Consider the following 12,692-nt stretch of genomic DNA (forward strand, 5'->3'; position numbering starts at 1 on the left):
GCGACGCTTCACCATCGCACCGATGACGAAGATCAACCTGGCCCACGCATCACGGCATAGGTATTTACACAGCGTTCAAAGGCTGGAAAATCCCTCTGTGGTCAGCGGAAGGCCCCGCAGAAGTGCGGTGATCAGCAGCAGGGTGTTCTCCCCAAACGACTATTCCAGTACGACCAAACCCACCCTTGGCTACGCAATAGTCACGGGGATGGCGAGGAGACTATCGTTGTAAGATAATGGATTTTCCTGCCCTGACAGTTTTTCAGACGGGCCCAGCAATAGAGGTATATTCGATGGTAAAGGCGCGGCCGCGTCCAGCGGTGAACGGTGTGGCTTCGGCTGACCGAGTCTTGACCGTTCTGTCTGCATTTCGAATCGGCGATTCTGCGTTGAGTCTGGTTGAGCTGGTGGCACGAACGGGGCTCATCAAGAGCACGATCATGCGCTTGATGGTTTCGCTTGAAAACCAAGGCTACATCACGCGGATGACCGACGGGCGTTATCAGTTGGCCAGCGAGGTCATGAGGCTTAACGCGGTGTATCAGGAGTCGCTTGATCTTGAGCGTCATGTGATGCCGCGACTGCTGCACCTCTCCGGTCAAACGGGTGAGACCGTTTCTTTCTATGTTCGCCATGGCGCCTATCGGATGTGTCAGTACCGCGTGAATTCTTCACATCGCCTGCGACTCAATATGCAGCCTGGCGATATGCGTCCCATGGACGAGGCAGCTGGAGCCCAGGCGTTGCGGGCACCTTTTCATGTCGGCATTGCACTGGAAAAGCCTTACTATTCTCGCGGTGCGACGGATCCGCATGCGTCCTCTATCGCGCTGCCGATCTACGGGGGCAGCAAGAGTTGATGGGCGCGCTCGTCATATCAGGGCCTGCCAGCCGACTGACAGAGGAGTGCGCCGATAACTTGAAGGACATTTTCTTCGAGGCTGCGCGCGACCTGATGCGCAGCCTGGGGCTAAAGCCGGCGGACGGCCAAACCGCCGGAGTGGAGTCAGAAGCCGTAAAGTGAGGTGGGGTTGTCGCGCAGAATCAATTCGCGTGTACCTGCGTCCGGAGCCCAGAACGCCAACAGATCCAGGATATTAGCGTCATCAGGTTTCTGGTCTATTGCAAGTGTCGGGTGGGGCCAGTCGCTCCCCCACAGCATACGCTCGGCGTTATGCTTGATCAGCGCGCTGGCTACCTTGCTGACGTCTTCATACCTCGGCGCCCCTGTCTTTGAACGCAAGTAAGGGGCGGACAGTTTGACCCAGGTTTTTTCATTATTCAGCAGCCGGGTGATCGAGGCGAAGGCGGCAGAGTTCAGTCCATCCGGTTGTGGCACATGTCCCATGTGATCGATGACCACCTTTGCCGCAAGCTTCGCCAATCGGGGCTCCAGATCGACCAGAAGCGGGCCGGGTGCAATCTGAACGTTCCAGCCCAGTTCATTCACGCGCAAGGCAAGCGATTCCAGGTCATTAAGTGCCGCACCGCCAACACTAAGATTAAACCGTATGCCGCGCACGCCGGCGCTGTCCAGGCGCGCCAACTCCCTGTCGGTGATTGAGCCATCGACAACCGCGACCCCGCGTGCATCGCCGCGGCTGCGAAGCAACCCATCGAGCAAAATGCGGTTGTCGGTGCCATACGTGGATGGCGTTACGATAACCATCCTTTTCATGCCCAGGCGTTTTTGCAGTTGACGATAATCTTCCAGTGAAGCATCGGGCGGGAACAAGGTTGCATTGGGTGCAGTGGGATAGTGGCCGTCATACAGGTGCATGTGGCAATCCACGCTGCCGGCCGGTGGCGTAAGCTTCGGCCTTTCATCCCCTTGGCTGAAAGGAACGTTTGCAAAAGCGCCCATGGACGCAGCAGCGCCCAGTGCACTGCCTGCTTGCAGAAAGCGGCGACGAGATAGAAGCATCGCAAAACCTCTTGTTATTATTTTTACATCGCGATACCAACGCTCCGATAGGGAAGCGCTGGCATCGTAGCCTTGATTAAGAAGTATCTACTTGGCGATCATGGACGCGCCCAGCTCGGCTTGTTCGCGCTGACGCTTGCGACCGACCACCAAAACCATGACTCCGGCCAATGTGCAGAGGGCTGCCAGCGGCATGAGCGCCAGGGCATAACTGCCGGTTGCATCGTGGATCGCACCGTAGGCATTCACCATCAGGCCGCCACCGATCAGGTTGGCCATCGCGCCGACTGCCGCGAGCCCTGCGGCGGCGGTGGAGGATGACAGCCAGCCGGAAACCAGTGCCCAGAATGGGCCTTTCATTGAGTATGCCCCGACCAGAACCATGGTGAGCATAATGACGGTCGCGATCAGCGAGGAGGTGAACAGCGTCATGAGCAACCCAGCCGCGATCAGCAACAAGGTCGTTGCCGTGTGCCAGCGACGTTCCCCGGTGCGATCGGAACTGCGTCCCCAAAAGATCATGAGTACCGAGGCGATGCCATAGGGAATGGCGTTCACCAGGCCAATCTCCAGGGAACTCAACCCGAAGGTCTTGAGCAGCTGAGGGGCCCATACGCTCATGGTGCTGCCAGCGGCGGACGCGCCCGAGTAAATCAGTGCGAGCACCCAGATGTCTTTATGGCGCAGCAGCTTCCACAAGGAGATATGCCCGATTGCAGTTTTTTTCGAGGCTTCTTCAGCCAGGCGTTTAGCCAACCAGCTACGCTGTTCATCAGTGAGCCACTTGGCTTGCTCGGGGCGATCCGTCAGCACAAACAGGCAGGCAAGTCCCAGCAATACAGCGGGTATGCCTTCTAGAATGAATAGCCAGTGCCACTCGCGCATCCCCATCCAGCCATCCAGGCTGAGCAAAAGGCCGGACAGTGGCGAGCCAATGAAGTTGGCCGCAGGAATAGCCACCATGAAGATCGCGACCATCCGTGCACGATAAGCGGAGGGCAGCCAGTAGGTGAGGTAAAGAAGTACGCCAGGGAAGAAGCCCGCCTCGGCGGCGCCGAGCAGAAATCGCATCACATACAGCGAATGGGCGCCCTGCACGAACGCTGTACCCGCAGAGATGAGCCCCCACGTGATCATGATCCTGGCGATCCAGATACGCGCGCCATATTTTTGCATGGCCAGGTTACTGGGTACTTCGAGGAGGAAATAAGCAACGAAGAACAAGCTGCTCGCGAAACCAAAAACTTTCGCCGTCAGGCCCAGGTCTCCGTTCATCTGCAGCGAAGCCATGCCGATATTGCCGCGGTCTATGATCGCGATCAAATAGCAGATGATCAGGAAGGGCAGGATTCGCCAGGCGACCCTGTGCATCGTACTGCGCTCTAGCTCGCTTATGGGGGACGTTGCTGTAGTCATGAGGCTCTCCGATTGTTATTTTTTCTGGAGTGTCGCGTTTCATTTTGAGGTTCCCGTTTTTCAGGGAAGACAGTGGGGATCACTCCACAGCTGAACAGACATCGAATAGGTGTCGGTTGACAACGCAGCGAGGATCCAGAGCCTTGCCCGCCCACACATCGAAAATCTGTTGAAGCGCAACGAGGCCTACGCGGTCGCGTGCCTCGGAGGTATTTGCGCCGACGTGTGGCGTGGCCACGAGTGTCGGCAGGCCCCAGAGTGGGCTGTCGGCAGGGGGCGGCTCCGGATTGAAGGTGTCCAGGCCGGCGCCGGCTATCTTGCGTTCGCTCAATGCCTTGACCAGTGCCCCGGTATCAATCAACTCGCCCCGGGCGGTGTTGATCAGGATGCTGCCCGGGCGCATGCGCGCCAGCTGTGCAGCCCCGATCAGATTGTGGCTGGAGTCGGTCAGAGGGCAATGCAGGCTGATGATATCGCTCTCGGCCAGGAGTCGATCGAAATCGTCCTCGCGCTCCACGTGAGCGCGTTGCGGTAGTTGCTTCAAGTAGGGGTCGTAGACCTTTACCTTCATGTTCAAAGGGGCAACCAGGTCCATCAGGATGCTGCCAATCGAGCCCAAGCCAACCAGTCCGAGCGTCTTGCCAAACAATTCAATGCCGTTCGCCGAGGACTTATCCCAGTGACCGTCGCGCATGCGTGCGTCCAGCAATGCGGTCTGGCGCGCCACGCTGAACATCAGCGCGAAGGCGAGTTCGGCCACGGACTGCGCGTTGGCGCCGGCAGCGATGCTGACCGGAATGCGATGGTCTGCGGCCGCCTGAATATCAATGGTGTTGTAACCCACGCCGTGCTTAGCAATAGATTTGAGGTTGGAGGACGCCTCAATCATGGCGCGGGTCAATTGCCCTTGGCGGACAATGATTGCATCGGGTTGCTCCGCACGGATTATCGCTTCCAGCTCTTCAGAAGAAAGGTAGGGTGTTGTGGGGATTACCCTGACGCCTTGGCTCGCGGCCAGGTTCATGGCGTCAGTGGCGAGTTCGGGCCCGGTAAGCAGGATGGTTCGGGTCATGACAGGTACCTTGTTTTTATGGTTGTGGCTGACGGTCGAAAATGATGCATTGCAGTGAGTCAACACTACCATAATGAAATGACGTTGCAATATTGATGATGAAAATACGAAGATGTGCAGATTGCTGGTGCGAATTTGATGTTGATTTTGAATAAATGAAATGTAATTCTGAAATTAAGGTTTGGCTGCTTGGCCAACGACTGCGAATAAATTCAATAAAACAACGTCAATAGAGGTAGGTCGCATGAGCATTGGATTCAGGGTTTTGGAACGTGCGCGCAAGGTCGATGCCGAGTGGGTCGCACGTTACCGGGAAGTTCCAGTGGCGAATGTCAGCGACTCAATGAACCGCATGACCGCCGGTGGCGCCAAGCTTCGTCCTATGCATCGTACCGGTGTGCTGGCTGGCCCGGCGCTCACGGTCAAAGCCCGTCCGGGCGACAACCTCATGCTGCATTACGCACTGGATATAGCGGAGCCGGGTGATGTGGTGGTCGTCGATGCTGGGGGCGATCTATCCAATGCCTTGATCGGCGAAATGATGGTTGCTTACGCCATCAAGCGCGGTGTCGCGGGTATCGTTATCAATGGCGCGATTCGAGATTCGGCAGTCATCGGCGCGGATGATTTTCCCTTGTTCGCGGCAGGCATTTCACATCGCGGCCCTTACAAGGATGGTCCGGGTGAGATCAACGTGCCCATTGCGATCGATGGTATGGTGATTGAGCCCGGCGATCTGATTATTGGCGATGATGACGGCCTCTTGTGTGTGCCATTCGATCAAGTCGGCGAAGTCTATGAGTGGGCGGCTGCCAAGCATGCCGCCGAGAGCAAGCAGATGGAGCAGATTGCTATAGGCACCAACGACCGTACCTGGGTACTGGAATCGCTGAAGAAAAAAGGTTGCCTGCTGCCGTAATCTGCCATTGATGCGTGCGGGGCGGGCATTACTGTTACTTGTCAATCAGGAGCAATGACTTGCCTGACCCCCACACCACGCACCGTAGTCAGTGGCCTGCATCCGTGAGGGCGCTGGCACATCGCAATTTTCAAATCTATTTTGCAGGGCAAGCCGTTTCCACCCTAGGCAAGTGGGTTCAACAAGTCGCGTTGTCGTGGTTGACCTATCACCTGACAGGCTCGGCGGTGCTGCTCGGCGCTATTACCTTCCTCAGTCTGGCGCCACAGCTGCTGATTGGCCCTTTGGCAGGCGCCTGGACGGATAGGCACGACAAGCGTCGCCTGCTGATTATCGTGCAGACCGTCCTCGCTCTACAGTCCTTGGCACTGGCGATTCTCGCCTATGGGCAATGGATGAACGGCCTGACTATTGCGCTCATGGCTTTGCTGCTCGGATTGCTCAATGCCGTGGAGACTCCGCTCCGTCAGGCGTTGATCACAAGCTTTGTTCCTGATCCGGCCGACCTGCCCAATGCCCTCGTACTTAACGCCATGTTAATCAATGCGGCTCGCTTTGTCGGGCCACCCTTGGCCGGTGCCTTGATTGCCTTGGCGGGGGAGGCAGGCTGCTTTTTACTGACTGCCCTGGCGTTTCTGTGTCTGCTGATCGGGCTCATGAAAGTGCGCGTGACGCCAAGCCCAAGAGCCAGTGGCTCAACAGGTGAAGTGTTTCGAGAAGGGGTGCGTTATCTCTGGAGAACGCTTGAAGTTCGGCGGTTGATGGTCAGTGTCGTGATTATCAACCTCCTCGCGTCCTGCTATACCGCGTTGCTGCCCATTTTAGCCAAGACAGTTTATGAGGGGGATGCTCGCACGCTTGGGTGGCTATGGGGCGCTGCAGGTGCCGGCGCTTTCCTGGCGACCGTCGTGTTAGCGGTAAGCGGTTCAGCGTCGAGGTTGCAGCATTTTATATTGGCTGGAGCGGTGTTATGCGCAATGGGCTTGCTTGGGCTGGCTGTGCCTGGCCATCTACTGCTGGCGTTAGTGTGTTTGGCAGTCCTCGGGTTTGGGATCACCGTGAGTAATGTGAGCAGTAATATGCAACTGCAAAGTGGCGCGCCCAGCGCACTTCGCGGACGAGTCATTGCGTTTTACATCGCGTTGCGTTTCGGTTTCGAGGCCATTGGGGGGCTGTTTGCGGGACTAATTGCGGCCCACCTGGGGGCGCCTTTGACGCTTGGCATAGCTGGTGGACTGTTGTTAATGATCGTTATTGGTCGTGAAATCGCCAATCGTGGGTAACGTGCCCTAGGGGCAGTCTGAAATAGAAGCTGGAGCGGGTCTGCGATGACACCCGGCGTATTGCTCAGGGGCAACGGCGCTGGTTGGGGATCGGATTCGCGCCGTCGACGCTGTACGGCGCGCTACCTGAGCTTATCCGACGCCTGCGCAGCGATGGCGGTATCGAGCTGGGCCTGTCGGAAATGGTCATGTTGCAGCAGGTCGAAGCCCTGAAAAGTGGGCGTATCGATATCGGTTTCGGGCGCATCCACATCGACGCCGCCGTGGTGCAAAAAAGTTATACATCAGGATCCCCTGGTCGTGGCGCTGCCCGCCGGGCACCACTTGCTGGGCGCGACGGTAAGCATGGAGCAATTGGCCCTCGAACCCTTTGTACTCTATCCTGGCAATATTCGCCCCAGCTATGCCGATCATGTGCTGCGGCTATCTGCCCGGCATGACTTGAAGGTCCGTGTGGCGCAAATGACCAATGAACTGCAGACCGCCATCGGGCTAGTAGCGGCGGGTATTGGCATTTCCCTGGTACCGGCTTCGGTGCAGCGTTTGCACCGCGACGATATTGGCTACTCGCCCTTGTTGGAACCTTTGGCGACTTCGCCGATTATTGTCAGTTACAGGGCAGGGGATGAGTCGGCGTTGCTGCAGCAGTGCCTGACGTGGATCGCCAAATTAGCTGCATCGATGTCGCTCGCCGCTGAAGTTCAACAGGAGACATCTTCGAGGCACCGGGATGTTGCGCATCAAACATCGGACCTGTAAGAGCGATCTGGAAGTTGGAACGACTTTCATCTGGACTCACATGGAGCGCATGTTCCAGCTCGGGTGCGCTGCTTCTTGGATTACCTTGTCGAACCCTTCCGATACTGAGACAGCGTTGGTTAAGGGGAACTGTTTACAGTGACAGCTAATGAGTACACAATTCAGGCCATAAAGAAACTGTTACATTCTGAAACCCTAAGACTTTCAAGAATTTGGAGGGTGAGTAATGGTCCCGTCCGCTGCGCCATATTTAGCTTCGAGGCCCTTGAACTCCTTGAAGCGAAAGAAAGCGACCTTAACAGGTCGCTTTTTTTGCTCTTTTTTCAGGTGCGGTACCACGGAAATAGCATCCGTGAGCCGCTTTTTTCGTTTTCCGAATTCCACTGAAATCCATCTCCAGCCACGGTTTTCAAGTACGTATTCAAGTACACCGCTGGCACAGCCCTTTACGATTCCTTGTGCATCAACTTTCGGATGGGTCCTTCTACCGCTGGGTTGTATTCCCTTGCTTGATGCGGCCAGGAGTGTTCGGGATTGCGGTGTGTCGCTCAGTCTATCTATTGACCGACACACCGCAATGCTGGGCAAGCAGGCTTATCTGCATTGTCAGTTCGGCGGGTGCTGTTCAGGATTGGCGCAGAGGCCTCGTTAGCAGCTCAACCGAATTGACTTGCCGATTCAACTGCGGTTTTTGGCTTCCTGCTACGTGTCAGCTGATAAGCAATTGCCAGCCATATGAACCACCCCGGCATGACCATCAAGGCAACGCGGGTGTCAGGTCTTAGTGCCAGCAGGCACAGAACGAAGCCCAAAAAAGCCAGTGAGAACCATGCCATCGGGACGCCGCCCGGCATCTTGTAAGACGACTTGGCGTGAAGCTCAGGATGCTTTTTGCGATAGGCAATGTGGGACGCGAGGATGGTCGACCACGTGAAGATCACCAGAATCGCTGACACGGTGGAAACGATGGTGAATGCCGTCATGACTTCCGGAACGATGAACAGCACGAGTACACCCGCCAGCATCAACAGGGTGGTGAAGGCCAGGCTCAGCAGCGGCACACTGTTGCCCGACAGTCGCCGAAAAATACCCGGGGCGTTGTCCTGATTCGCCAGCCCGAACAGCATACGGCTGGAGGAGAATAAGCCACTGTTGGCCGATGACGCGGCGGATGTCAGGACCACGAAGTTAACGATGCCGGCTGCTGCGGGAAAGCCGGCGACGAGGAAAAGTTCGACAAAAGGACTTTTTACAGGTGACACCTGTTGCCAGGACGTCACGGCAATAATGCAGCCCAATGCCAACACGTAGAACAGGATGATTCATAGCGGAATCGAGTTGATTGCCTTGGGTAGGGTCCGCTCCGGAGACCGGGTTTCTGCCGCAGCGGTGCCGATCAGTTCGGTGCGGGCAAAGGAAAATATCGCCATCTGGAAGCCGGCAAAGAAACCCAGCACGCCATGAGGGAATGCAGCCTGCTTATCCACCAGGTGGCCCAGGGACGCGGTAACGCCACTGGGGGATACGAACGAGCTGGCAATCAGCACGATGCTCACGCCGATAAGCGTCACCACGGCGATGATCTTGATGATCGCGAACCAGAATTCGACTTCACCGAAAAGCCTGACCGTCAGCACGTTCAGGGCGAACAGTGTCGCGAGCATCCCGATAGCCGGTATCCAGGCGGGCAGGTGGGGGAACCAGTACTGGAAAAAGCCTCCCACCACGACGGCATCGCCGATCACCGCAACGCTCCAGCTCAGCCAATACGACCAGCCGAGAAAAAATGCGGCGCGGGGCCCCAGGTAGGCGCCGGCGAAATCCGCAAAGGTCTTGAAATTCAAGTTGGAAAGCAGCATTTCGCCCATGGCACGCATGACGAAGTAAACGAACAGGCCAATGATCATGTAGATAAGGATGATCGAGGTGCCGGAGAGGGCGATGATCTTTCCGGAGCTCATGAACAAGCCCGTGCCAATGGCGCCGCCCATGGCCATTAACTGGATGTGACGATTGCTGAGCGTGCGCTGCAGCGCAGGCTGCTCAGCCCGCTCTGATGAATTCGATTTCATTTCAAAACCTCTTGATCTTATGTTTTTGAGTTTTGGCAGAAAAGTGGATATCCAGCGCCATTGTCAGGAGGCAATGGCGGGTGACGGTGTTGTTTTATGTGGACAGTGACGGCCCCCAGTTCAAATGCCGGGGGCGTCACTCGCAGGTCAACTGGCCGTGCGCAGATGGGCGGCTTTGGCCGGCTGCTGATCCGGCATCTGGAACAGGTTCTTTATATTTTCAGGCGTGGGGACCAGGTGGATGTGCCGACCGACCTGATGTTCGTGCGCCATCGCCTGCAGGTAGCGAAGCGACGAGAAATCCTCAAGGGCAAAGCCCACGGAATCGAAGACCGTCACCTGTTCATCGTTCTCGCGTCCCTGGACGTCGCCTTGCACGATTTGGAAAAACTCGACGACGGGCGAGTCAGCCTCCAGTTGCTGAATATCACCTTCAATCCGCGTTTGAGGTTCAAATTCCACGATGACCCGGGCGTTGCGCAGGATGTCGGCGTGCAGTTCGGTCTTGCCCGGGCAGTCGCCGCCGACGGCATTGATATGCATGCCGGGCTCGATCATCTCGGGCGTCAGGATCGTTGCGTAGGCCTTGTCGGCGGTCACGGTGGTGACAATGTGCGCGCCCTTGACCGCCTCCTGTATGGAGTCGACGTGAATCACGTTGATCGTCGGGAAAGCCGCCAGGTTACGCAGCAGCTTGAGTGAGGCATCGCGATCAATATCGAAGATGCGGATTTCGCTGATGCCCAGCATTTCATGGAAGGCAAGCGCCTGAAACTCGCTCTGAGCGCCATTGCCAATGAGCGCGGGTGCCGGTGTGGATCGGCGGGAGGCCGGGCTTGCGCAAGGTCAGTTGCAGGTCGGGGCTGATCCGCACCCACCAGCCCTCGCGCAGCGCCATCAGATCAAGCGGCGCAGGCGGCGCGGCAAACGATTAATGTCCATGCGGGCGTCCTCCACGACCAGTGACCGTGGCGAAACGCTCCATCCAGGCCGGGAACAGTTCACCCGCCAATGCGCGCATTGTTTCCAAAGCAGCGGGGGCAGCGCGGCCTGACGGCTTACGGTATTCGACCCGATGCACCGGCCACTGCTGGGTAGCGGCGCGCGGATAGGCATCAATCGCCGGCACCGCCGTGTGCAGCACCTGGACCCCGCCGCCATGGCCGAACACCTGGCGCAGTGCCCGTTGAATTTGCCGCGCATCGGCCGAGACCGGGTGCACACGGTTGATCAACAACCGCAGCGGCGGCGGCTGGATGCCCAAGTGACGGTAGGGCGCAATATCGTCCAGCAACTGCAAGGTGCCCCGGCGCAGTGCGCGCGCTGCGAGGATCTCCGGGGTCACCGACGACAGCGCCAGGTCTGCCGCCAGCACCGCCATCTCCAGCAGCACACTGCGCGCGCCCTGGGTGTCGATCAGCAGCAGATCGTAATACGCTTCAAAAGTCGGCAACAGGTTGCGCAACCGCAAGCGCCCATCGGGGGCATGCAACAGCAAGGTGCCGAGCTGCCCCAATTCGTCGTTGGAGAGGATCAGATCCAGGCCGGGAATGCTGGTGCGCGACACCAACCGCTGCAGGTCATGCTCGTTCAAGGCCAGCAACTCATAAGCGCCGGCACATGCTTGGCGAGTCAGGGCAAAGTAGCTGGACAGGGTCGGCTGCACATCCAGATCCAGCAGCAACACGCGCAAGCCGGCGTCGGCGACAAAGCCGCCGAGATTAGCCGCCGTGGTGGTCTTGCCGACACCGCCTTTGGTGGAAATCAGGGACACAACACGCATGGTCATCTCCCCTCAGTTGCGCTCGGCGCGGCGTTCGGCGATCCACTGTTCAACCTCCAGCGAATCCCAGCCCACCGCACGGATGCCCAGTGGAATGCTTTTAGGGAAGCGCCCGGTACGCATCAGAGCGTACAAGTGAGCGCGCTTGAGGCCGGTTTTATGCTCGACATCCACCCGGCGCAGTACCCGGCGCTCGGCGTGGGAGGCTATGGAGGTGTTATCAGTCATGGTGATCACTCCGGAAGGCTTGTATAGGGTGATCGGTATTCAATAGCCTGCCTCAGCCGACGGCTACCGCAACTACGGCGCGTCCCACCGCAAGTGCGGCACCGGCCAGCAGGCTCAAGCGGCCAAGCTGCGGCGAGCGGCCGCGAAATGCTTTTGCATCGTGCGCTCGGTAATACTCACGCGCCCGCCGTGGTAGGTCATGACTGTCTGGATGATCGCCGCGTCACTGTCGAACTGGCTGTAACGCTGGCCACCGGGCGAGCTGCCGCGCAGCGCCGTCAGCAGGCCGTCGATGATGTTCAACAGTGCGGAGCGGCCGCGATCACTGAGTTCCTCGCCGGGCGGCGGCAAGCGCCGGATCTCGGCTAAACTACGTTTGAGCAGGGTATTGCGTTCCTTCAACTGCGCGGTTTTATCAGCGCACATGTCGAGCTGCACTTTCAGTGCCGTGTGATTAGCGGACATCTCCTGCAATGCCGCCCAACTCAGGCCACGGCGTTCGGCCGGGCCATACAGGAAACGCGGTTTTTCTTCCGGGTAGTTTTGCTGCATCCACGCCTTCAGATGCACCTCGCATACGCACAGGCCCGGGTCATCGAGTAGGCTCACGTCCCGGCAAATGACGCCGTGTTTGCCGAAGGGCAGATCACCGTTGTGCAGCCCGCAATAAAGCCGCTCGCTATTCAAATACAGGGTTGGCCAGCGTGGAAAGTCGTCCTGGGTCGGGCGCAGACGGTTACCGAGTTGGGCCAGGATCAAGGGTTCGAAGCGGTGCAGGTTGCTCCAGCGGATCGCCGCTTCAATCGGGTGGTAATAGGCTTTGATTAACGGAGTAGGTAGTTTTCGCATGATCAATACCTTGCATGAAAAGTGAAGTCATCAATCAATTCCTAGTTTGGGCGGCCATGCTGACAATGAAATAAACGAGGCGTGTGCCAGCAGCCGTCGCGGGTAGCATCTAACGAAACGGTGGAGTTTGGGGGGCGAAATACCGGCCAACGCCAAATACGCGCCCGGTAGACATGCTCGAAGAGCCGATACCCCTGGCGGCATCTGGAAGTGCAGGTTTTCCACACGGCAGCGCATGGAAAAGTTGCCGTAGGACCACACCGACGCCAACCGCGAATCCGCGCCGATGCGTGTCAGCGGCCGGTCACCTGGCTCGCCACAGCTATCATCCTGCGGGCGTGGCGGTGGCCAGGACGCAACATCGTCTGACGGGGCGCACGGGAATGG

Annotated in this window: 9 protein-coding genes and 4 pseudogenes; 4 read left to right on the top strand and 9 right to left on the bottom strand. The window is 57.9% G+C overall.

Features of this window, described 5'->3' with window-relative positions; genetic code table 11:
• Positions 1–293: 293 nt before the first annotated feature.
• Positions 294–1,024, top strand: a pseudogene (locus C4J92_RS10350) (IclR family transcriptional regulator).
• Here the strand turns inward: C4J92_RS10350 and C4J92_RS10355 are convergent.
• The 3 genes from C4J92_RS10355 to C4J92_RS10365 all read right to left on the bottom strand — a co-directional run bounded on the left by C4J92_RS10355 (position 1,007) and on the right by C4J92_RS10365 (position 4,412).
• On the bottom strand, positions 1,007–1,780 hold the full coding sequence (locus tag C4J92_RS10355; RefSeq protein WP_256657471.1) for an amidohydrolase family protein: 774 nt from the start codon (positions 1,778–1,780) through the stop codon (positions 1,007–1,009). The pseudogene C4J92_RS10350 and the gene C4J92_RS10355 sit on opposite strands and share 18 nt — an antisense overlap.
• Positions 1,781–2,011: 231 nt before the next feature.
• Positions 2,012–3,340: an MFS transporter gene (locus C4J92_RS10360; protein ID WP_124403738.1), complete on the bottom strand. Its 1,329-nt coding sequence runs from the start codon at positions 3,338–3,340 to the stop codon at positions 2,012–2,014.
• A gap of 79 nt (positions 3,341–3,419) precedes the next feature.
• Entirely contained in the window at positions 3,420–4,412 is a 993-nt protein-coding gene (locus C4J92_RS10365; RefSeq protein ID WP_124403739.1) for a hydroxyacid dehydrogenase, read from the bottom strand.
• 244 nt (positions 4,413–4,656) lie between these two features.
• On the opposite strand from C4J92_RS10365, the gene C4J92_RS10370 reads away from it, so the two are divergent.
• The 3 genes and pseudogenes from C4J92_RS10370 to C4J92_RS10380 form a co-directional block, all read left to right on the top strand.
• Positions 4,657–5,331 (top strand): RraA family protein, encoded by a 675-nt coding sequence (locus tag C4J92_RS10370; RefSeq protein WP_124403740.1) that lies wholly within the window; start codon positions 4,657–4,659, stop codon positions 5,329–5,331.
• A gap of 59 nt (positions 5,332–5,390) precedes the next feature.
• Complete coding sequence (locus tag C4J92_RS10375) at positions 5,391–6,614, top strand: MFS transporter (RefSeq protein ID WP_256657472.1); 1,224 nt, start codon at positions 5,391–5,393, stop codon at positions 6,612–6,614.
• A gap of 26 nt (positions 6,615–6,640) precedes the next feature.
• Positions 6,641–7,373: pseudogene (locus tag C4J92_RS10380) on the top strand (LysR substrate-binding domain-containing protein); the annotation flags it as partial.
• Between the two features lie 204 nt (positions 7,374–7,577).
• On the opposite strand, the gene C4J92_RS10385 reads toward C4J92_RS10380, so the two are convergent.
• The 6 genes and pseudogenes from C4J92_RS10385 to C4J92_RS10410 form a co-directional block, all read right to left on the bottom strand.
• Complete coding sequence (locus C4J92_RS10385) at positions 7,578–7,757, bottom strand: hypothetical protein (RefSeq protein ID WP_124362246.1); 180 nt, start codon at positions 7,755–7,757, stop codon at positions 7,578–7,580.
• Between the two features lie 272 nt (positions 7,758–8,029).
• Positions 8,030–9,445, bottom strand: a pseudogene (locus tag C4J92_RS10390) (amino acid permease).
• Positions 9,446–9,592: 147 nt separating this feature from the next.
• Positions 9,593–10,285, bottom strand: a pseudogene (locus C4J92_RS10395) (ornithine cyclodeaminase); the annotation flags it as partial.
• 91 nt (positions 10,286–10,376) lie between these two features.
• A complete protein-coding gene (locus C4J92_RS10400) occupies positions 10,377–11,228 on the bottom strand; it encodes a ParA family protein (RefSeq protein WP_124403741.1) in 852 nt (283 codons plus the stop codon).
• 12 nt (positions 11,229–11,240) lie between these two features.
• A complete protein-coding gene (locus C4J92_RS10405; RefSeq protein ID WP_124362248.1) occupies positions 11,241–11,456 on the bottom strand; it encodes an AlpA family transcriptional regulator in 216 nt (71 codons plus the stop codon).
• Positions 11,457–11,570: 114 nt separating this feature from the next.
• Complete coding sequence (locus tag C4J92_RS10410) at positions 11,571–12,305, bottom strand: hypothetical protein (protein WP_124403742.1); 735 nt, start codon at positions 12,303–12,305, stop codon at positions 11,571–11,573.
• Positions 12,306–12,692: the final 387 nt, after the last annotated feature.

This window comes from Pseudomonas sp. R3-18-08 (genome assembly GCF_003852065.1).
Classification (GTDB): domain Bacteria; phylum Pseudomonadota; class Gammaproteobacteria; order Pseudomonadales; family Pseudomonadaceae; genus Aquipseudomonas.